The 21472-nt window shown below is 55.6% G+C and carries 19 protein-coding genes and 1 pseudogene; 11 read left to right on the forward strand and 9 right to left on the reverse strand.

The genetic code is table 11. The annotated features are described in order from the left end of the window. Positions 1-119 precede the first annotated feature (119 nt). The 6 genes from MYY08_RS11610 to hutI form a co-directional block, all read right to left on the reverse strand. Positions 120-1508: an amino acid permease gene (locus tag MYY08_RS11610; protein ID WP_038625463.1), complete on the reverse strand. Its 1389-nt coding sequence runs from the start codon at positions 1506-1508 to the stop codon at positions 120-122. An 85-nt stretch (positions 1509-1593) separates the two neighbouring features. Beyond that, positions 1594-3123 (reverse strand): histidine ammonia-lyase, encoded by a 1530-nt coding sequence (gene hutH / locus MYY08_RS11615; protein WP_038625461.1) that lies wholly within the window; start codon positions 3121-3123, stop codon positions 1594-1596. 1 nt (position 3124) lies between these two features. Then, entirely contained in the window at positions 3125-4810 is a 1686-nt protein-coding gene (gene hutU, locus MYY08_RS11620) for a urocanate hydratase (protein WP_288014303.1), read from the reverse strand. 295 nt (positions 4811-5105) lie between these two features. Then, on the reverse strand, positions 5106-5843 hold the full coding sequence (locus MYY08_RS11625) for a histidine utilization repressor (RefSeq protein WP_038625458.1): 738 nt from the start codon (positions 5841-5843) through the stop codon (positions 5106-5108). 69 nt (positions 5844-5912) lie between these two features. Further along, positions 5913-6866, reverse strand: a complete 954-nt coding sequence (hutG, locus tag MYY08_RS11630) for a formimidoylglutamase (protein WP_038625455.1) — start codon at positions 6864-6866, stop codon at positions 5913-5915. Beyond that, positions 6863-8092 (reverse strand): imidazolonepropionase, encoded by a 1230-nt coding sequence (gene hutI, locus MYY08_RS11635; protein ID WP_288014306.1) that lies wholly within the window; start codon positions 8090-8092, stop codon positions 6863-6865. The genes hutG and hutI overlap by 4 nt, the downstream gene beginning before the upstream one ends. Before the next feature lie 164 nt (positions 8093-8256). Here hutI and MYY08_RS11640 point away from each other — a divergent pair, with 164 nt between their 5' ends. Beyond that, positions 8257-8724: a nuclear transport factor 2 family protein gene (locus MYY08_RS11640; protein WP_288014308.1), complete on the forward strand. Its 468-nt coding sequence runs from the start codon at positions 8257-8259 to the stop codon at positions 8722-8724. A gap of 235 nt (positions 8725-8959) precedes the next feature. Here the strand turns inward: MYY08_RS11640 and arsC are convergent, their stop codons facing one another. From arsC to MYY08_RS11655, 3 genes are all read right to left on the reverse strand, one after another. Continuing rightward, positions 8960-9391, reverse strand: coding sequence for a glutaredoxin-dependent arsenate reductase (gene arsC / locus MYY08_RS11645; RefSeq protein WP_038625449.1), 432 nt, complete (start codon positions 9389-9391; stop codon positions 8960-8962). Between the two features lie 47 nt (positions 9392-9438). Then, on the reverse strand, positions 9439-10722 hold the full coding sequence (locus tag MYY08_RS11650) for an arsenic transporter (protein WP_084970441.1): 1284 nt from the start codon (positions 10720-10722) through the stop codon (positions 9439-9441). Positions 10723-10818: 96 nt separating this feature from the next. After that, positions 10819-11172 (reverse strand): metalloregulator ArsR/SmtB family transcription factor, encoded by a 354-nt coding sequence (locus MYY08_RS11655; RefSeq protein WP_038625445.1) that lies wholly within the window; start codon positions 11170-11172, stop codon positions 10819-10821. 478 nt (positions 11173-11650) lie between these two features. On the opposite strand from MYY08_RS11655, the gene MYY08_RS11660 reads away from it, so the two are divergent. The 10 genes and pseudogenes from MYY08_RS11660 to MYY08_RS11705 all read left to right on the forward strand — a co-directional run bounded on the left by MYY08_RS11660 (position 11651) and on the right by MYY08_RS11705 (position 21435). Next, positions 11651-13129 carry a SulP family inorganic anion transporter gene (locus MYY08_RS11660; protein WP_288014310.1) on the forward strand — a complete coding sequence of 493 codons (1479 nt, stop codon included), beginning with the start codon at positions 11651-11653 and terminating at the stop codon, positions 13127-13129. A 326-nt stretch (positions 13130-13455) separates the two neighbouring features. After that, positions 13456-14820: an FAD-binding oxidoreductase gene (locus tag MYY08_RS11665; RefSeq protein WP_288014312.1), complete on the forward strand. Its 1365-nt coding sequence runs from the start codon at positions 13456-13458 to the stop codon at positions 14818-14820. Positions 14821-15441: 621 nt separating this feature from the next. Then, positions 15442-16449: an alpha/beta hydrolase gene (locus MYY08_RS11670; RefSeq protein ID WP_038625441.1), complete on the forward strand. Its 1008-nt coding sequence runs from the start codon at positions 15442-15444 to the stop codon at positions 16447-16449. 113 nt (positions 16450-16562) lie between these two features. Next, positions 16563-16772, forward strand: a complete 210-nt coding sequence (locus tag MYY08_RS11675; RefSeq protein ID WP_288014315.1) for a hypothetical protein — start codon at positions 16563-16565, stop codon at positions 16770-16772. 41 nt (positions 16773-16813) lie between these two features. Further along, on the forward strand, positions 16814-17200 hold the full coding sequence (locus MYY08_RS11680) for an acyl-CoA thioesterase (protein WP_288014317.1): 387 nt from the start codon (positions 16814-16816) through the stop codon (positions 17198-17200). Between the two features lie 347 nt (positions 17201-17547). Beyond that, on the forward strand, positions 17548-18183 hold the full coding sequence (locus MYY08_RS11685; protein WP_288014319.1) for an NAD(P)H-dependent oxidoreductase: 636 nt from the start codon (positions 17548-17550) through the stop codon (positions 18181-18183). Further along, a complete protein-coding gene (locus tag MYY08_RS11690) occupies positions 18143-18343 on the forward strand; it encodes a hypothetical protein (protein WP_038625436.1) in 201 nt (66 codons plus the stop codon). Before MYY08_RS11685 ends, MYY08_RS11690 begins: the two co-directional genes overlap by 41 nt. Positions 18344-18355: 12 nt before the next feature. Beyond that, entirely contained in the window at positions 18356-19159 is an 804-nt protein-coding gene (locus MYY08_RS11695) for an MBL fold metallo-hydrolase (RefSeq protein WP_038625434.1), read from the forward strand. Positions 19160-19399: 240 nt separating this feature from the next. After that, complete coding sequence (locus tag MYY08_RS11700) at positions 19400-19621, forward strand: hypothetical protein (protein WP_038625432.1); 222 nt, start codon at positions 19400-19402, stop codon at positions 19619-19621. Positions 19622-19807: 186 nt separating this feature from the next. Continuing rightward, positions 19808-21435: pseudogene (locus MYY08_RS11705) on the forward strand (methyl-accepting chemotaxis protein). Positions 21436-21472: the final 37 nt, after the last annotated feature.

Raw genomic sequence — 21472 nt, forward strand, 5'->3', positions numbered from 1 at the left:
GGCTTACCTCATTTTGATAAATAAAGGCCCACGCCAAAGAGTTTGGCGTAGGCCGCTGATGCATCAATCTGAAACTTTGTTTTTAGCTGCTGAAAACGGCAGCCGGCAGGCTTCCCGTCTTAGCTCTTTGGCTGTTCTAACGCCATCGCGCCCGCCCGTTTTTTGACACGCCAAAAGTAGATCAGCGTCAGACCTGCCAGCCAGAACAACCCGACAATCAGAGCCATTCGCGTTTCTGCCACCGCGCCCAGCACGCCGATCACCAGCAGCATAAACAGCAGCGTGATCACGGGCGCAACAGGCCAGAACGGCACAGGGAAACGAATGTCGGCGCGTTCTTGTTCCGTCAGGCTACGACGCATAGCGAAATGGGAGAGTAAGATCATCAGCCATACCCAGAGCGTGGCGAAAGCGGCCAGCGAGGCGATCAATACAAACACCTGCTCCGGGATCAGATAATTAAGCACCACCGCGCCCAGCAGCGCGACCGCCATGACCACTACCGTCATCCACGGTACGCCGTTACGCGCGATACGCAGAAAACAGTTCGGCGCCATGCCTTCGCTCGCCATGCCATACATCATGCGTCCGGCGCCGAAAATATCGCTGTTGATAGCGGAAACCGTGGCGCTAATTACAATGATATTCAGCACGCTGGCCGCGCCCTGCATCCCCAGCCCTTCAAAAATCAGTACGAACGGACTGCCCTGCTGACCGATGCTGCTCCAGGGGAAAATCGCCATCAGGATAAATAATGTGCAGACATAAAACAGAATAATGCGCAGCGGAATGGTGTTAATCGCCTGCGGGATCACCTTCTCCGGATCGCGCGCCTCTGCCGCCGTAATGCCGATAATTTCGATGCCGCCAAAGGCGAACATCACGATACCCAGCGACGCGATCACCCCGCCGAAACCTGCCGGCGCGAAGCCGCCGTGCGTCCAGAGATTCTCTACGCCAGTCGCCGGGAAGCTGTGGCCGAAGCCAAAGAAAATCACGCCCGCGCCCGCCGCTATCATGGCGATAATCGCCGCCACTTTAATCAGCGACAGCCAGAATTCCATTTCGCCAAACACCCGCACGTGGCACAAATTCAGCGAGCCGATAAAAAAGATGATGCTCAGTACCCATATCCAGCGCGGCACATCCGGATACCAGAGTCCCATATAGATGCCGAACGCGGTCACGTCCGCCAGGCAGACAATGATCATTTCGAAGGTATAGGTCCAGCCGGTGATAAAACCCGCCAGGGGGCCGAGATAGTGGCGCGCGTAGCTGCCGAACGATCCGGAAACCGGACTGCGCACCGCCATTTCGCCAAGCGCGCGCATTACAATAAATACCGCTGCGCCGCCAGCCAGGTAGGCCAGCAGTACGGCGGGACCGGCAGCCTGGATAGCGGCGGCGGAGCCATAGAATAGCCCGGTGCCTATAGCGGAGCCGAGAGCGATAAAGCGGATATGACGCGCGTTAAGCCCGCGCAGCAGGTGTGGTTTGTGTTGTTGCATATCAGGTCCTGATAAGAGTTATATGACTGCGAATATGCGTGGGACACCGGGGGATTAACCCCCGGCAGGGTACAGAGAACAACAGTTACCGATAACTGGGCAGGACGGCAGGCAGCAGCGCCGTCAGCTGACGGGCAGAGAGTAGTTCGACGGCGGCTTCAATATCCGGCGCGAAAAAGCGGTCGCGGCGGTAGTGCGCCACGCGCTCGCGCAGAATATTGCGCGCTTTTTCCAGCAGCGGGCTGGTCTTTAGCCCTTCGCGCAGGTCGATGCCCTGACAGGCGGCGAGCCACTCTATCGCGACTACGCCACGGGTATTGGCGGTCATCTCCCACAGGCGGCGCCCGGCGGCCGGTGCCATGGAAACGTGATCCTCCTGATTGGCGGAAGTCGGCAGGCTGTCGACGCTGTGCGGATGCGCCAGCGCTTTGTTCTCGCTGGCGAGCGCCGCAGCAGTCACCTGCGCGATCATAAAGCCGGAATTTACGCCGCCATTTTTCACCAGGAACGGCGGCAGCTGCGACATATGCTTATCCATCATCAGCGCGATGCGTCGCTCGGAAAGCGAACCGATTTCCGCAATCGCCAGCGCAAGATTATCCGCCGCCATCGCCACCGGTTCGGCGTGGAAGTTGCCGCCGGAGATCACATCATTCTCGTCGGCAAACACCAGCGGATTATCGGAAACGGCGTTAGATTCTATCAGCAACACCTCTGCCGCCTGGCGAATTTGCGTCAGACAGGCGCCCATCACCTGCGGCTGACAGCGCAGCGAGTAAGGATCCTGCACTTTGTCGCAGTTTTTATGCGAGCTGGCGATATCGCTGCTGTCGGTCAGCAGATGACGGAAAAGCGCCGCCGTATCGATTTGTCCGCGCTGACCGCGCGCGTCGTGAATGCGGGCATCGAAGGGCCGACGCGAACCCAGCACCGCTTCGGTGGTCAATGCGCCGCAAACTACTGCGGAGGCAAAGAGATCTTCCGCCTCGAACAGCCCGCGCAGCGCAAAAGCGGTAGAGGTCTGGGTGCCGTTGAGCAGCGCCAGCCCCTCTTTGGCTGCCAGCGTAATCGGTGCCAGTCCGGCGCGTTTTAATGCTTCCGCCGCGGGCAGCCATTCGCTCTGATAGCGCGCTTTGCCTTCGCCCAGTAGCGTTAATGACATATGCGCCAGCGGCGCCAGATCGCCCGATGCGCCAACGGAGCCTTTAGCAGGTATAAACGGGCAGACCTGCGCGTTGACCAGCGCCATCAGCGCCTGAATCACGCTCAGGCGTATGCCGGAAAAGCCGCGCGCCAGACTGTTGATTTTCAATACCATCATCAGGCGCACCAGATTATCGTCCAGCGGCTCGCCGATGCCGGCCGCATGGGACAGCACCAGAGAACGCTGCAAGTCTTCCAGTTCTTCGGCGGCGATACGTGTCTGAGCCAGCAGTCCAAAGCCGGTGTTAATGCCATAGGCGGTGCGCCCTTCGGCAAGAATAGCGTTAACGCATGCCACGCTGTTATTAATTGCCGGAATAGCGCTTTCATCCAACGTCAGCGTCACCGGATGGCTGTAAACCTCACGCAGCTGAGCCAGCGTAAGCGTACCGGGAGTCAGTATCAGGTTCATATCAGCGTTTCTCCTGGGTTGCTGGGACCATCGGCAGGTTAAGCCCCTGCTCTGCCGCGCAGTTAATGGCAATGTCATAACCGGCATCGGCATGGCGCATTACGCCCGTGGCTGGATCGTTATGCAGTACGCGTGCAATACGCGCCGCCGCTTCATCGGTGCCGTCGCAGACAATCACCATACCGGCATGTTGTGAAAAGCCCATTCCCACGCCGCCGCCGTGGTGCAGCGAAACCCAGGTTGCACCGCTGGCGGTATTGAGCAGCGCGTTCAGCAGCGGCCAGTCCGATACCGCGTCGGAGCCGTCGCGCATCGCTTCCGTTTCGCGGTTAGGGCTTGCCACCGAGCCGGAGTCCAGATGGTCGCGACCAATCACGATCGGCGCGGAAACCTCGCCGCTGCGCACCATCTCGTTAAAAGCCAGCCCCAGTTTTTGACGCCACTCCAGCCCTACCCAGCAGATACGCGCCGGCAGTCCCTGAAAGCTGATGCGTTCACGCGCCATATCGAGCCAGTGATGCAGATGCTTATCATCTTTAATCAGCGCCTTAACTTTGGCGTCAGTTTTGTAGATATCCTGCGGATCGCCGGAGAGCGCCACCCAGCGGAACGGACCAATGCCCCGACAGAACAGCGGACGAATATAGGCAGGGACGAAACCTGGAAAATCGAACGCGTTTTCAACGCCCATTTCTTTCGCCATCTGACGAATATTATTGCCGTAGTCAAAGGTCGGTATGCCCATCTCTTTAAACGCCAGCATTGCGCGAACGTGATCGGCCATGGCGCGTTTCGCCGCCTCGATGACCTGCTGAGGCTCGGTTTCGGCCTTGCGCTGATATTCTTCCCATTGCCAGCCGAGCGGCAGATAGCCGTGCAGCGGATCGTGCGCGCTGGTCTGGTCGGTCACCATATTCGGGCGTACGCCGCGTTTGACCAGTTCCGGCAGGATTTCCGCCGCGTTACCGCACAGCGCAACGGATACCGCGCGCCCTTCGGCGGTATATTTTTTGATGCGGGCAAGCGCGTCATCAAGGGAGGTGGCCTGTTCGTCGACGTAACGGGTACGCAGACGAAAATCGATGCGGCTCTGCTGACATTCAATGTTCAGCGAACAGGCGCCGGCGAGCGTCGCCGCTAAAGGCTGCGCGCCGCCCATGCCGCCAAGCCCCGCGGTCAGCACCCAGCGGCCCTTCAGATCGCCGTTATAGTGCTGGCGTCCTGCCTCCACGAAGGTTTCATAGGTGCCCTGAACGATGCCCTGGCTGCCGATATAGATCCAGCTGCCGGCGGTCATCTGGCCGTACATTGCCAGACCTTGCGCATCCAGCTCGTTGAAATGTTCCCAGGTCGCCCAGTGCGGCACCAGGTTAGAATTGGCGATCAATACGCGCGGCGCGTTATCGTGCGTTTTAAATACGCCGACCGGCTTACCTGACTGCACCAGCAGCGTTTCGTCATGCTCCAGTTCTTTTAGCGTGGCGACAATAGCGTCAAAGCATTCCCAGTTACGCGCCGCGCGACCGATACCGCCGTACACCACCAGTTCGTGCGGATTTTCCGCCACGTCTGGATCAAGATTATTCATCAACATGCGCAGCGGGGCTTCGGTCAGCCAGCTTTTGGCATTCAACGTGGTTCCGCGTGGCGCGCGGATTTCCTGGTTGCGGTATTTGCTTTGCGACATCGCACTCTACTCCTGAAGGTTTACGTTAAATCGTCCTATCCCAACGGCCATGCCGTGAGGCGACTGCAAACATATATACTTGTCTATACAAATATGAGCAAATGCTGACTTAACAATTTGTACACAATACAAACCCTTAAATATCAGTACATTAGCTTAGTGGAATAATAGGCTGCTTTGCGAAACCGGTGAATTTTTCTTTAAAATCAGTCATTAAGCTAAAAATGATTTTTGCCTGAATTTGCGTTCGCTGTCACGCATTCACATATTTTTTACATCGTGATAATCCTCATGATCACGACATAAAATGACCCTGTAAACGGTAGCGTGAGCCAGGAAAAAGCAGGCGGGCACAGGAAACGATATGCTGTGTTGACCAGGTTCGACGATTGATGAGCAGGCAGGGTTCACCCTCTTCAATCTGCAACAGCGCGCGCTCCTCAGGTGTTGCGCGTACCGCTTCCACAATATGCTCTCCTTCGGTCAGCGGCGCGACCAGCGAAAGATAAGCGTGCGGCGTGGTGCGGGAAAAATCCTGCTGAAGATAGTCCGGCGCTACCGCAGCATTTACGCAGCGATCTTCTATCTGCACCGGAATATCGTTTTCAAAATGGATGATAACCGAGTGAAAGATCGACGTGCCTTCCTCAACGCCCAGCGCCGTCGCCAGCTGGACGCTCGCATCTGTTTTTTCCAGCGTCAGGACCTCGCAGTGATGCCGGTGCCTGCGCGCGGCAATCTCGTCGGCGATGCTACGGATTTCGAACAGCGCAGACTGGCCTTTAGGCTCCGCCACAAAGGTGCCGACGCCCTGTAAACGCACCAGCCAGCCTTCGTCGGTCAGCTCGCGCAGCGCGCGGTTAATGGTCATACGGCTGAAGCCGAACTGGGCGACCAGCTCGGCTTCAGAAGGGATGCGATCGTGCGGACGCCATTCACCAGCGCTGATCTTATGACTGATAGCCTGTTTTACCTTTTCGTAAAACGGCACGGGCGCACTGACGGCGGCTGAGCGGGCGCGGGGCGAAAACATGCGGGCGTTCCTTACGATGGCTTAACCGGGTGGTCTAAGTATACCCAATTCAGGCCATTATTCAGCAATTTATCCCCACCAGTGGGTAATCTGCCAGGCAATACGTGCCGCCAGGCTGGCGCCCTGTTTATCCCGATCGCAGGCGGGATTGAACTCCACCAGATCCGCTGCCCGCAGCTTGCCGCTGCGGCAAATCGGCTCAATCATGCGCATCAGCATGGCAGCGGGAACGCCGAGCGCGGCGGGTGCGGAAACGGCTGGCATTTGCGAGGCTGGCAGCACGTCCAGATCGACCGTCAGATAGATCACCTCCAGCTCCGCCATAAAGCGATGCAGCGCGGCGAGAGCGGCATCGGGCTCGTTCAGGCAGCGCAAGTCTTCCACAATCGTCACGTTGCGCTTCGCCGCTTCATCAAGCAGCGCCTGGGTATTAGCAGCCAGGCTTAAGCCAAAACAGCCATAGTGGAAATCACGCTGCTGCGTTTCACAGTAGTGCGCCAGCTGACGAAAGGGTGTGCCTGAGGTGGCATGCGGCGCGTGCCGCAGATCAAGATGCGCGTCCAGGTTGATAATCCCGACTTTTTTCTGTGGAAAGGCATCCAGCACGCCCAGCCCGTGACCGTAAGCGGTTTCATGTCCGCCGCCCAGCACCAGCGTACGTTTTCCCGCCTGCTGGCAGGTCAGCACCGCGTCGCGCAGCGCCTGCTGCGCCTCTTCCAGCCGATTGCCTGATATAACGATATTGCCCAGATCGGTCAGTTCGCGGTGTCCCGCGTGGCTGGCCATATTCGCTAACGCCTGTCGCAGAACATCTGGCGCCTCAGCGGCGCCCGGCCTTCCGCGATTGCGCTTTACCCCTTCGTCGCAGGCGAACCCCAACAGCGCGATGCTGCCTTCAGCCTGTTGAGGCGCAAAATCAGCGCAGCGGGCGACGGTCTGAAACAGACGCAGCGCATTGGCCGCTTCGGCGGTGTCGTCGCGTCCCTGCCAGATATCGTGCGAAACTGCCCGCCACTGTTTCATGATGCGCTCCCGTGGGTGACCTGCCCACGATAAACTCTGGCATAAAGCGGGCTGCGGCCAGGTTCATAGACCATTTCCACCGGCTGCTCCGCGTCCCAGAGACAGAAATCGGCCATAAAGCCAGCCTTCAGCTGGCCGTGCGACGGCTCACGCCCCAGCGCCCGCGCCGCATGACGCGTCACGCCCACCCAGGCCTCTTCCGGCGTCAGGCCGAACTGAACGCAGGCCATATTCATCGCCAGATGCAGGCTGGCGAAGGGGCTGGTGCCGGGGTTGTAGTCGGTCGCCAACGCTATTGGCACACCATGCTGGCGCAGCAGCTCGACCGGTGGCCGCTGGCTTTCCTTCAAAAAATACCAGGCGCCGGGTAACAGCACCGCCACCGTACCGCTGGCGCGCATCGCTTTTACCCCTTCTTCATCGAGATACTCAATATGATCGGCCGAAAGCCCCTGATAGCGGCTCACCAGCTGCGCGCCATCCAACAACGACAGCTGTTCGACATGACCTTTAACCGGAATGCCGTAACGCCGCGCCGCTGCGAATACCCGTTCGCATTGCTGCGGGCTGAAGCCGACGCTTTCACAAAAGACATCTACCGCTTCGAACAGTCCTTCCTGCCAGAGCTGCGGCAGCAGCGTTTCACAAATCAGCGTGATATAGCCATCCTTGTCATTTTGATATTCGGCGGGTGTGGTATGGGCTGCCAGCAAGGTTGCGCTGACTTCTATCGGAAAGTTTTGCGCCAGCTGCCGCGCAACGCGCAGCATTTTCGCTTCGCTCTCTGTTGACAGGCCGTAACCGGATTTTATTTCGATAGTGGTGACGCCTTCCTCAAGCAGACGTTGCAGCCGGGCGGCGGCAAGCCTCAGCAGCTGCTCTTCCGACGCTGAGCGGGTTGCCTGCACCGTCGCGTTAATGCCGCCGCCGCGCGCGCTGATCGCCTGATAGGACTCGCCGTTTAAACGCTGCTCCCATTCAGCAGCGCGGTTGCCGCCAAAAACCAGATGAGTATGGCAGTCAATAAGCCCGGGCGTAACCAGACGTCCGCCTGCATCGTGAACGGTGCCGCCGGATGCTTCTCCACATGCCGTCAGCGCCAGGATTCGATCGCCGCGCAAAATGAGATCGTGATGGTCGAGCATGCCGTAAGGCTCAAGCCGTTCGGGGTCGAGGGTCGCCAGTCTGACATTCCGCCAGATCGTATCGGTAGGGAGCAGTTGCACAGTCTGTTCTTCCAGTTGTCATGTATTGTATATACATTTATTTCTATCAATGACTGTCTGTCAACAAACCCCTGCAATGATGTTATATGTTTGTGATGGAAAACGAGGTTGCAGGAAATTCAGCCTGAGTTAAATAAAAAGAGATTTGTTAAGAGAGAAACACGATGGAAATACGTCAACCGGTGCCGCCGTTTACCCTTGAAACCGCTACGTTGAAAGTGCGCATGGCAGAAGATGCCTGGAACAGCCGCGATCCGGAAAAAGTTTCATTGGTTTATACCACCGACACGTGCTGGCGCAACCGCGCCGAATTTGTGAACAGGCGTGAAGAGGTAGTGCAGTTTCTGCAACGTAAGTGGAGCCAGGAGCTGGATTATCGGCTAATCAAAGAGCTCTGGACCTTTGATGCAAACAAGATTGCGGTGCGCTTTGCCTATGAGTGGCATGACGATTCAGGCAACTGGTATCGCAGCTTCGGTAATGAAAACTGGGCATTTAATGAGCAGGGCTTGATGCTGAGACGTTACGCTTGCATCAACGATAAGCCGATAAAAGAGTCGGAGCGCCGTTTCCACTGGCCGCTGGGCAGACGTCCGGACGAGCATCCAGGACTCAGCGAGTTGGGTTTCTGAAAAGGCCGATCAGGCAGGCTATCGTGTACCGGGCGAGCCTGCCCGTCGCCTTGTTATGGGTCTGGATGATTTTTGATGAAACGCCGCCCTTGTCCACGCTGATGGGCGGCGCCATCACATTTACCGCTGTGATTACTTATCTCGCCCTGGAGTTCATTCATGCATCACGTATCAGGGGCGCACCGTGATGTTCTCTGATCTTCAGCACTCTGTAAGCCAGCGCTACCTGAGAGGGTTATGAATGACGGACGCGTTCTCCCCGCTCATCAATGACGGCTTCACCATCCTCTTTGGTAAATGCCCCTTGCTGGGGGGCGGGCAGAATATTCAGCACGACTTCGGATGGACGGCAGAGCCGGGTGCCGAGTGGTGTCACCACCACGGGACGATTAATCAGAATGGGATGCATCAGCATAGCATTCAACAGCTCCTCGTCACTGAAGCGATCTTCCGCCAGGCCCAGTTGCTCATACGGCTCCGTATTTTTACGCAGCAGGTCACGTACGCGAATGCCCATATCCGCGATCAGTGTGCTTAGCTCATCGCGTGTTGGTGGCGTTTCCAGATAGAGAATGACTGAGGGTTCCACGCCGCTGTTGCGGATAAGTTCCAGGGTATTACGGGAGGTCCCGCACGCCGGATTGTGATAGATAGTAATGTCAGTCATAAGTGATTCTCCGTACTCAGACCGCGCGGATGCGGTCCCGGTTAATGTTAAACAGACAGGCGCAGAGCCAGCGCGGCCAGCGTGATAAAAAGCACTGGCAGGGTCATCACAATGCCCACACGGAAGTAATAGCCCCAGCCGATCGTAATATTTTTCTGCCCCAAAACATGCAGCCAGAGCAAGGTGGCCAGGCTGCCGATGGGCGTGATTTTGGGGCCAAGGTCGCAGCCGATAATGTTGGCGTAAATCATCGCCTCCTTAACGACTCCCTGCGCCTGGCTGCCATCAATAGAGAGCGCGCCAACCAGCACGGTGGGCATGTTATTCATCACCGATGAGAGAAAGGCCGTCATAAAACCGGTGCCCAGCGTGGCGCCCCAGATCCCATGTTCCGCAAACCGGTTCAGGAGCGAAGCGATAACGCCCGTCAGACCGGCGTTCCTCAGACCGTATACAACCAGATACATGCCCAGCGAAAAGATGACGATCTGCCATGGCGCCTCCTTTAATACCTTGCGGGTATCAATCACCTCTCCTTTACGGGCAACCAGCCAGAGAATAAACGCGGCCACAGCCGCTACCAGACTGACCGGCACCCCCAGTGGTTCAAGGGCAAAAAAACCGATCAGCAGCAGAAGCAGCACCACCCAGCCGGTTTTAAAAGTGCGCAGGTCGCGAATCGCTTCCCGCGGCGCTTTCAGCTTCGTCAGATCGTAGTCGGCGGGAATATCTTTGCGGAAAAAAAGATGCAGCATGACCAGCGTGGCGGCGACGGAGGCGATATTGACCGGTACCATGACCGATGCATATTCACTGAATCCCAGTTGGAAAAAATCTGCCGTCACGATGTTCACCAGGTTCGACACGATGAGCGGCAGGCTGGCGGTATCCGCAATAAAACCTGCGGCCATAACGAATGCCAGCGTGGCCCCGGGGCTGAAACCCAGCGCCAGCAGCATAGCGATAACGATCGGCGTCAGGATGAGGGCTGCGCCGTCATTGGCAAACAGCGCCGCCACCGCCGCGCCCAGCAGAACGATCCAGGTAAACAGCAGCCTGCCTTTTCCGCCTCCCCAGCGGGAAACGTGCAACGCGGCCCATTCAAAGAAGCCGGACTCATCAAGCAGCAGGCTGATGATAATAACTGCAATAAAGGTGGCTGTGGCGTTCCAGACAATCTGCCAGACCGCAGGGATATCGCCGATCTCCACTACGCCGGTCAGCAACGCCAGAGCGGCGCCCAAAACGGCGCTCCAGCCAATGCTCAGCCCTTTCGGCTGCCAGATAACCAGCACCAGCGTCAGGACAAAAATCGCGCCTGCCAGAAACATAACATCTCCTTTTGCTACTCCACCGCGGTTGATGCTGCGGCCGGATAAACCGTTAATTTTCAGATATGGTTTAACGTATATGTACAGATAAATTTTTCAAAGGCAGACGGCTTTTCCATTTGTGGTTGCATTATCGCGTTCAGACTGATGGCGCAGCTGCTGAATGTCATCCCGCTGGCACAGATAAGCCTGTTCAATAACCGCCGCCGCCCAGGCGGGCATATGCGGTGACAGGCGGTAATAGATCCATTTTCCGTCTCGCCTGTCGAGAAGCAGCCCGCTTTCTTTAAGCAGCGCGAGATGACGGGAAATCTTGGGCTGAGAGGCTTGCAGCGTTAATGACAGCTCGCAAACGCAAAGTTCGCCCTTTTCGCGCAGCAGAAGCACCAGATAAAGACGGGTCTCATCAGAAAGATTTTTAAAAAGCTGAAGTGGCGTAAGGTATGTCATATTGCCCCCTGTTTAAAGCGGACATCAGTGTTGCGGCATCGCTTTTTTATGTCAACCTCATATTCGAAATATTGAATATGTTGGCAGGGATGTCCGTTCCATGTATCGCGCCTGAAAACGGGACGGACAGTTTATGACGCGTTGTACGGGATGAGTCGTCATTGACCCTCTGAAAGTTTCATGTAAAGTAAAATACCGTTCTGGCCTGGCGGGTCTGTTTTGCCAGCCAGTCACTATTCGTGCCTGTCTGAGCATCCGGTTCGGCAGGTTTATCCGTTTCCTGAAGGTGTACATCTCGCACCGTAAAGGAGTTTTAAAACTATCATGCGTCTTACGCCACCCTGAGTCCTACCCTTCTCTGTCGCACTGAGTAACCTCAGCCGCGCACTCAAAAACATCCCGTCTGCGGATGTGCTTTTTCGTACATAAATTTTTTGCCCTTCCGGGCTGACTGCATTTAAAAAACTGAGAAAACACTATGTTGCTGTCCTCGACGCGTAAGGACTGGCTGGGTAATGTCCGTGGTGATGTACTGGCCGGTATTGTTGTCGCGCTCGCGCTTATCCCTGAAGCGATCGCTTTTTCCATTATCGCCGGCGTAGATCCGCAGGTCGGTCTCTATTCCGCGTTCTGTATTCCCATGGTCATGGCTGTTTTTGGCGGCCGTCCGGCCATGATCTCTTCAGCCACCGGCGCCATGGCTTTGTTAATGATCACCCTGGTCAAAGATCACGGTCTGCAGTATTTGCTTGCGGCTTCGGTGCTTACCGGTGTGTTCCAGCTGTTGGCCGGCTACCTGAAGCTGGGCAACCTGATGCGCTACGTGTCCCGTTCAGTGGTGACAGGTTTTGTGAATGCGCTCGCTATCCTGATCTTCATGGCGCAGCTGCCGGAACTCACGAATGTTGCCTGGCATGTTTACGCCCTGACCGCGGCTGGCCTCGCCATCATCTACCTGTTCCCGTACATCAATAAAACCCTTCCTTCTCCGCTTGTGTGTATTGTTGTGTTGACGGTGATTTCCATGTGGCTTCATCTGGACGTTCGCACCGTAGGCGATATGGGCAAACTGCCTGATAGTCTGCCGGTATTCCTTATCCCGGCTATTCCGCTGGATCCCGACACGCTGATGATTATTCTGCCGTATTCGGCGGGGCTCGCCGTAGTGGGGCTGCTGGAATCGATGATGACCGCGACCATTGTGGATGACATGACGGATACCCCGAGCGACAAGAACCGTGAATGCAAGGCGCAAGGTATTGCCAATATCTGTACCGCGTTTATTGGCGGCATGGCGGGCTGCGCGATGATTGGACAGTCGGTGATAAACGTGAAGTCCGGTGGACGCGGGCGACTTTCCGCCCTGACCGCCGGCGCTGTGCTGCTCTGCCTTATCATCTTCCTGCGGCAGTGGGTAGCGCAAATACCGATGGCAGCACTGGTTGCGGTGATGGTTATGGTCGCCATTGGCACCTTCTCCTGGCGCTCCATTACGGATCTGCGTCGGCACCCTCTTTCGACCAGCGCGGTGATGCTGGCGACGGTAGCAGTGGTGGTGGTAACGCATAACCTGGCGTTTGGCGTGCTGACCGGGGTGCTCATCGCCTCGCTGAACTTTGCCGACAAAGTGGCCCGCTTCATGACGGTGACATCGGATCTTAACCAGGGCGTTCGGACGTATACCGCCCGTGGGCAGGTGTTTTTCGCCTCAGCTGACCGCTTCATGAATCACTTCGACTTCCGCGAGGCGCTTGAACGCGTAGTCATTGATGTGACGCAGGCTCACTTCTGGGACATTACCGCCGTGAATGCGCTGGATAAGACCGTGCTTAAATTCCGCCGTGAAGGCGTGAAAATAGAAATCAGGGGCATGAACGATGCCACCTGCATCCTTGTTGAGCGTTTCGGGATACACAACAGGCCAGGGGGCGCTGAAAAAATGATGAAAGGTCATTAATCAACGGGGCAAACTCTTTTAACAGGCAGAGCCGGACGGCTGGCTCTGCGTTAAAAGGGGATACCGTACCCTGTCATTTGCACAATCTCTAAGAAAACCGGCATTTGCTGGTTTTCTTAGAGGGCTTTCATCCCGGCACCAGTGATGCTCGGATCCTGTTTAATAAGCCAGTCATTATTTTGCTACCTTTATTTCTGCATCGTTATTTATGAAGGGATACTGACTGAAACGGCCCGTCTGCTTGTTAATGCGTCAGGTAAATGCCTGCGTACCCGACAGCGCAACTGCATGAAAATCCACAGACGGCCCCGGAAACGCGAGGAAAAATGAGCCAGAAACTTATCCATGATTTGAGAAAGCATATTACCGGTGAAATATGGACAGACAGCGAGGCGGGTAAAAGCCTTCAGGAGGGACTCTGGAACGGCGCGGCAGAAGTGAAGGCTGCCGTTTCAGTTCGCTGCCTGAGCGCGGATGACGTACAGCATGCCGTTCGCGTTGCGGCTGAATATGCGGTCCCGGTTTCAACCCTGGGCGGTGGTCATGACTGGTTCAGAAGAGCGATAGCGCCTGAAGGCATGACGCTCGATCTCAGGAGCCTGCGGCAGATCGCCCTCAGCGCGGATCGGACCACGCTTACCGTACAGGGTGGGGCCATCGTTAAAGATGCCATCGATGCATTACCTGAAGGGTGTGCGCTTGTTACCGGCGTAAGTACGCAGGTGGGGCTGGCAGGCCTGGCTCTCGGCGGGGGATACGGAAAACTGAACGCCCGGTTCGGCCTGGTGACGGACAACCTGAAAAGCGCGCGGGTCGTGCTGGCCGACGGTAGCTGTGTGACGGTCAGCCAGCAGGAGAACCCTGACCTGTTCTGGGCCCTCAGAGGTGCTGGTAAAAATTTTGCCGTACTGACCTCTGCTGAATTTTACCTCCATCGTCTTACGCCGGTGCTTGCCGCCACCGTTTTTATTGAATTACGCAACGCCCGTGCCGGCCTGAAAAATTTACAGGCGATCCTGGATGAGGCAGATGACAGACTGAGCGTGTTTTCTTCTTTTACCACGCTGCCGGGCAAAGGATTCGGCCTGATCCTGTCGCCGCTGTGGACCGGAGATGCGCCGACAGGTGAGAAATATCTTCGCCGACTCTCGTCAGTCGACGGCGCCAGCGTGGTTAAAAAGGGCTGGGTCGATTACCGGTTGACGTACGATGATGCCTCCGATCGGTCCGCCTGGCCTAAAGGGCGAGGCTATCAGATGGATGCCTTCAACCTTGACCGTCTGACTGACGCAGTGACCGATGCCATTATAGAGTGCTGCCATCAGACACCTTCAGCGCGTAACTGCATCATGCTTCACGATTTCCACGGCAAGGCAGCCCGTATTGAGGCCGGAGCCACCGCGTTTCCCCATCGTCGCAATCACTTTAATATGCAGGTTGTCGCCAGTTGGCAGCAATCTGATGAGGCCCTGAAAGGGCGGGAGTGGCTGTCCGACATCCGGAAAATCATGACGCCACTGAGCTCCCGGGACGCCTATCCTGCTATTCTCGGTCCCGAAAGTCATGAGCGCGCCCGCGCGTTTTATGGCGACGCGACTGAAAAACTGATGTTACTGAAAAACCGTTTCGATAAAAACAACCTGTTCTGTGCAGATTATGGTCTGTTTGCGACCACCATCAGCGTGCGATAACGGATGTACGCTAAAAATGTCTTCCATGCCGTTTAAGGCGCCGGTAACCACGGCGGTGCCGCGTGATGTCTGAAGTTGCGCCTGCTGCGTCATGATGTTCACCTTGTCTGTTGTTCAGCTGATGAATTAATCGTACACAGAGCTGCGTTGTCATACATGACGCGCAGCGTAGTGATTCAGGACATGGTACGAGAATGGAGAAGGACGCCCCTGCCGGATTCAGCCTTTGTCCGGGTGTAGCGGATTGGATACAGTTGGTATACCCCTTTGCGTGACCGGATAGGGTGTGACCTTCCAGGATGAGGCCTTCCGTTAAAAAGCGGTATAAAAATCTGAGACAGAGCAGCGATGAAATGTCCCTGAATCATACCGAGGCGCCTGTTTTCCGCATGCCGGAGCGTTCTCTTCGTTAACAGCCTTTAGCATTACGTGCTATTTATTTTCTGACAAATCATTATTAATCAACCACCTGGTAAATTCCGAAGAGAAACATACAATATTATTGCTTGCTATTATATAGCGCACTATTTAATTTCTCTTCCATACCGAATGCGCAGCGCCAGTTGCCGCTCATTTAAATAGCGTGCTATTTAATCGCAAATAAATTAAACAGGTGACATCATGAAAATTAAACAGACCGTTTTAGCGACCGCCCTGATGGCCGTTTCCGCCAGCAGCTTTGCCGAGGCTCCGCAACCGGAGCATCACGTACAGGATTTCCTCAACGCGCTGAACAGCAGCGGCGGTAAGCCCATTGAACAGCTGTCGCCGGAGGATGCGCGCCAGGTACTGATCGGTGCCCAGAAAGGCGCGGTGCTGCCTGCTGCGGATGTAACGGAAAAAACCATTCAGGTAAATGGTCAGCCTCTGAAACTAAATATCGTTAAGCCGAAAGGATCGCATGGCATACTGCCGGTGTTTATGTTCTTCCACGGCGGCGGCTGGGTACTGGGTGATTTCCAGACCCATGAACGTCTGGTGCGCGATCTGGTGGTAGAATCTGGCGCGGCGGCAGTATTTGTTAACTATACCCCGTCACCGGAAGCGCACTATCCGGTGGCGATTAATCAGGCCTATGCGGCAACGCGCTGGGTCGCTGAACACGGTAAAGAAATTGGGGTGGACAGCAAACGTCTGGCACTGGCAGGCAACAGCGTGGGTGGCAACATGGTGGCGGCGGTAGCGCTGCAGGCGAAACAGCAGCATGCGCCGGCGATCCGTTATAATGTGATGCTGTGGCCAGTGACCGATGCCCGTTTCGATACCGCCTCCTATGATCAATTCCAGAACGGCTATTTCCTGACGCGCAATATGATGAAATGGTTCTGGGACGCCTATACCACTAATGAAAGCGAGCGTAACAATATTCTTGCCTCACCGCTGCGTGCTACCAGCGAGCAGCTGAAAGGCTTGCCGCCGACGCTAATCCAGACGGCGGAGCTGGATGTGCTGCGCGATGAGGGCGAAGCCTTTGGCCGCAAACTGGATGCGGCGGGCGTGGAGGTCACGGTTACACGCTATAACGGATTGATCCACGATTACGGTCTGCTGAACGGTCTCAGCAACGTGCCTGCGGTACGCACTGCGCTACGCCAGGCGGCGGAGGAACTGAAAACGCACCTGAAATAACCCGCCGGATCGGACGCGTCCTGACCTGTCCCGTACAGAAGAAAGGCCACTGTCCGCAGCGGCCTTTTTTATTATGTGCTCTGACTGGCCGCCGCATTGGGCAGAAAGGCCTGATGGGTGCGCAACAGGGCGATAATGGCTTTCAGATGCTCACGCAGCAAGCCGTGCACCGATACGCTTTCAGTCGGCCGGATGGCTATCTCTGTTTCACCGTCAATCAGCTGCGCCGTGAGCCAGGTTTTCACGGCGGCAGGAATTTACGTCTGAAGTCCTACGCGCAATTGCGTGTGAAAATCAATGCAGCGCCTGCGCCAACCCATTAATATCCGTTAGAAAAGTTAACTGTCGCAATAAGGAGAGCGCTATGCTTTCAAAGCATTATGAAGTAGACGAAGGCCATATTGATTTTCAGGGTGTGGTCGATGGGCTCTACTATCCGTTTTATATGGAGTGGACGCGTCACGCCTATATGAAGGAGGCGCTGGGCATCGATATCGAAGAGGAATTTAAACAGGGACGCCTCTACATGGTGCTTGAATATTCCCTGCGGTTTCGAAAAAGCCTGCATAAAGGGGATAAGGTTGAGGTGACCTGCGAGCTGGCCAAAAACGAAAAGCGTAACCGCGTGAATTTCGTGCAGCAGATCAAGGTGGACGGCGTCGTTTATGCAGACGCCACCTTTGTCGCAACCTGTCTCTCCAACGGCCGCCCTTCCATGCCGGATGCGGTGGCGCAGGCGTTAGCTGAATAATACCGATGCACAGGCGCTGCGTTTTTGCGCCTGCTTTTCGTTATCGCCGCGTTCACCCTGGCACCACTCAGTGAAGCCAGGGTGAGATACGCTGCGGAGCCTGCCTGAATCGCGTCGTCCGCGCGATTTATCTGAAGCGCTGCAACAAAAAAACCGCCCGACGAAACCAGGCCCTTTCATTTTTCTTTCAAAAGCTTAGCTACCCTCCTCTCCCTTTTTCTGGTTTCAACGTGTCCATAAACGAATGAGCCATAGTGTAAAAATGATTCATTTCTCACCTTCCCGCTTGCTGACCTACCAACAGTAACCTACATTTAGTAGGTTACTGATAACCGACAGAGGTTGATATGCACGCATTAATCGTTTTCGCTCACCCGGATTCGACTTCTCATACGCATGCCGTGGCGAAGCAGATAGCGGAAGGTATTGCGTCAGCGGGAGAAGAACACACATTTGAACTCGTCGACCTGGCGGCGGAAGGCTTCGATCCGCGTTTCAGCGCAGCGGATTATCAGCAGTTTAAAGGACAGACCGTGCTGCCTGACGATGTTAACGCGGAGCAGCAGCGGATTAACCGCGCCGATGCGCTGGTGCTGGTCTATCCCATCTACTGGTGGTCATTCCCGGCGCAGCTAAAAGGCTGGATCGATCGCGTATTTACTCAGGGTTGGGCTTATGACGAGCGGGACGGTAAGTTAGTTAAGCTGCTTGGACACCTGCCGGTGCATCTGATCGCCCTTGGCGGTGCTGACCAGCGCACTTACGCGCGTTACGGCTATTTCGGCAGCATGAAAACGCAGATTGACCAGGGTATTTTCGGCTACTGCGGTGCGCCTGTCGTTACCAGCGAACTGTTGCTGCCCTCAGACGAAGGCTATCCCGATGCGCATTACCGCGCCGCTTACCGTAAAGGTCAACAGCTGTTTCTTTCAGGGAAAAAGCATGACGATTCAGACCTCGCCGCGTCGGCGGCTGTCACTTGACGACCGACGCCGACAGCTGACAGAGGCCACATGGCACCTGGTGCGAACGGAAGGCAGCGATGCTTTGTCGCTGGCGCGCGTCGGAGAAAAGGCGGGCATGAGCAAGACGCGTATGGCGGTCCAGACCAACCTGAGCCATCTTAAAACAGAAGACCATTAAAAGGACGCCATTATGATTAAATTATGCAAGGCCTGCGGCACCTCTTATCAGGAAACTGATATTCAGATTGAACAGTGCAGGATTTGTCAGGATGAAAGACAGTACGTGCCGGTTGGTGGCCAACAGTGGATTGCGTTGTCGACGCTACAGGCGACGCACAGCAACAAATGGCAACAGCATGAAGCGGATCTTTTCAGCCTTGAAACGGTGCCCGCTTTTGCCATTCACCAGCGCGCTTTTTTACTGAGAACGCCAGAAGGCAATATTCTGTGGGACTGTATCGCCAATCTGGATGACGCAACCAAAGCGTTAGTTTCTGCGCTGGGCGGTATCAGCGCTATCGCGATTTCTCATCCTCATTACTATACGACCATGCAGGACTGGGCTGCGGCCTTCAATGCGCCGATATATCTGCACGCCAGCGATAGCGAATGGATTATGCGTGACAGTCCGGCCATTCAGCTATGGGAAGGTGATGAACTGGAACTGACCTCTGCGGTGCGCCTGTTGCGGTTGGGCGGCCATTTTCCCGGCGGCAATGTATTACACTGGGAGCGGGACAACGGCGTCCTGCTGGTTGGAGATATCGTACAGGTAACGCCGGGTGCTGATGCGGTTTCGTTTATGTGGAGCTATCCGAACATTCTGCCTCTGCCTGCCACAACCGTCAGCACTCTCACCAGCAGACTTGGCCAGATTCGTTATGAGCGGCTTTACGGCGCGTTTGCCGGGCAGAACATTACCGCGAAAGCCAGTGAGATTGTGCAGCGCTCAGGTGAAAAATATATTGCCTGTTTAAGGGCGGAGCGCCGCTAAGATGCGGGCTTTAAGGAGCCGCTTTATGCAGCTTAGTTATGTAGCGCGTTCGGCCTTAAAGATGTCGACTCAATTAAAACGCTTCTAACATAACACCGCGAGCGGTGCCGGCTCCGCTTTCAGCCTGGATCCCCTGCCCTGTTTGTTCTCAATTCTGCTTAAAACAGCGTCTAAACTTATTTTCCGAAAGAGAGCATAACGGCGAATACAGTAAAACAAGACTGGAATAAGGAATAAGCTATGCCAAAAAGCGCCTTTGTGGAGCATCGCCCGAAATCAAGCGACAAGCAAGCGTCAACTACCCATCATGTGGTTATCGTTGACGGTGAAGAAAAACATACCGCCAAAACGCAAAAAGAAGCGGCAGACTGGGCCTTTTCTCAGGGTTATACCGTTCATGTCGCGCGGGAACGCCATTTGCAGGATCGCGATCGTCCTGCCCTGTGGAGAGTCTATCCCTGACCCTGAAGCCGTTGCATAAACGAGCGATAAAATATCGCGTCGCTCTCTGCCATAACATCAGTTTTCCCGTACGTGGCTGGCCAACCGTAATTCTATTACACCTGGCCGTAAAGGCTTTACCCAGTGCGCCGATAACGACTTGTCGGACTGTGTCCGAGGTAAAATTATTATCACCACGGGAAAAATATGAAACTCAATAACTTCAGAATCGGGCAACGGCTCGGTTTTCTGGCCGCACTTCTTTTGCTGGCGATCCTGCTGGTTGGGTTGCGGGGCATCAGCCTTAATGCTGACGGCCTGAAAAAAAATAATGACATCATGGCTACGGAGACGCGCGTCGCCGAAAGCATCGATACCGCGCGTAATGCGCAGGTACAGTTTAAAATCCAGGTTCAGGAGTGGAAAAATATCCTGCTGCGCGGCGGTCAGGGAGAAGAGCCTTTAATAAATATAAAGCGGCCTTTCTGACGCAGAGCCAGAAAACGCAGGCGCTGCTGACCCGCTTAATGGCGTTGCAATCTTCAATCGATATGGATACCGCAACGGTACGGCAAACCCTGCAATTGCATGCCCAACTTGAGCAGCAGTATCTTTCCGCTTTGCAGAGCTACAGCTTTCAGGATGCTGCCAGCGCACAGCGGGTGGACCATCTGGTGGGCGGTATTGACCGCGAGCCGACCCGCATGATCGACGAAGTTGTCAACCGCACGCTGACCCATACCAGCCGTCTGAATCAGGAGCTGACCGCGCAGAATCTGGCGCAATACCAGCAGACCCGGCTAACGCTGTGGCTGGCGATGGGCGCAGTTCTGTTAACCGGAATAGTGATTACCGTCTGGCTGATCCGCAGCATTACTCATCCGCTGCGCGAAGCGGTTAATATCGCCCGCACCGTTGCGTCCGGCGATTTACAGGCCAATATCCGTCCTGCGGGTCGTGATGAAACGGCGGAACTGATGACTGCGCTACAGGAGATGAATGTCAGCCTGACCCGCATCGTATCGGACGTGCGCAGCGGTACCGAAACGATCGCCACCGCCTCGGTACAGATTGCACAAGGCAGCATTGAACTCTCCTCACGAAACGAAGCGCAGGCCAGCGCGCTGGAGGAAACGGCAGCCTCGATGGAGGAACTGACCTCTGTAGTAAAAAACAATGCGACCCATGCCCGCGATGCCAGCAACCTGGCGCGCGATGCGCGCAAAATGGCCAGCGAGGGTGGTAATGTGGTGGAGAAAGTGGTGCACACCATGAGCGAAATCCATCACTTCTCGCAGGAGATCAGTCAGATTATCAGCCTGATCGACGGCATCGCCTTCCAGACCAATATCCTTGCCCTGAACGCAGCCGTAGAAGCCGCGCGGGCAGGCAATGAAGGCCGCGGATTTGCAGTGGTAGCTTCTGAAGTGCGGGCGCTAGCGCAGCGTTCAGCCAATGCGGCGCGCGATATTCGCGTCCTGATCGACCGTTCGGTCAACAGCATTGATGCTGGCAACGAACTGGTGAAAGGCGCGGGTATGACAATGGAAAAAATCATTGCCAGCATTAAGCAGGTCAGCGAGTTGATGGAAAGCGTTTCGGCCGCCAGCAATGAACAAAGCACCGGCATCGACCAGGTAAATCTGGCTGTCACGCAGATGGACGCCGCAACGCAGCAGAATGCCGCGCTTTCTCAGGAATCTACCGCGGCGGCGCAGGCATTGCAGGAACAAACGGAAAGCCTGCTCACCAGCGTTAGCGTATTTAAACTGCGTAACGCGATAGCGGGTCAATTTTCTGGAGGCGCTGCGAAACGGCAGCGCCTCTCGGGTTAGCATTATGACGTTATGTCGTAGGCTTCTTTATTGTATG

Origin of the sequence: Mixta sp. (assembly GCF_024610815.1) — a bacterium.
Taxonomy (GTDB): Bacteria; Pseudomonadota; Gammaproteobacteria; order Enterobacterales; family Enterobacteriaceae; genus Mixta; species Mixta calida.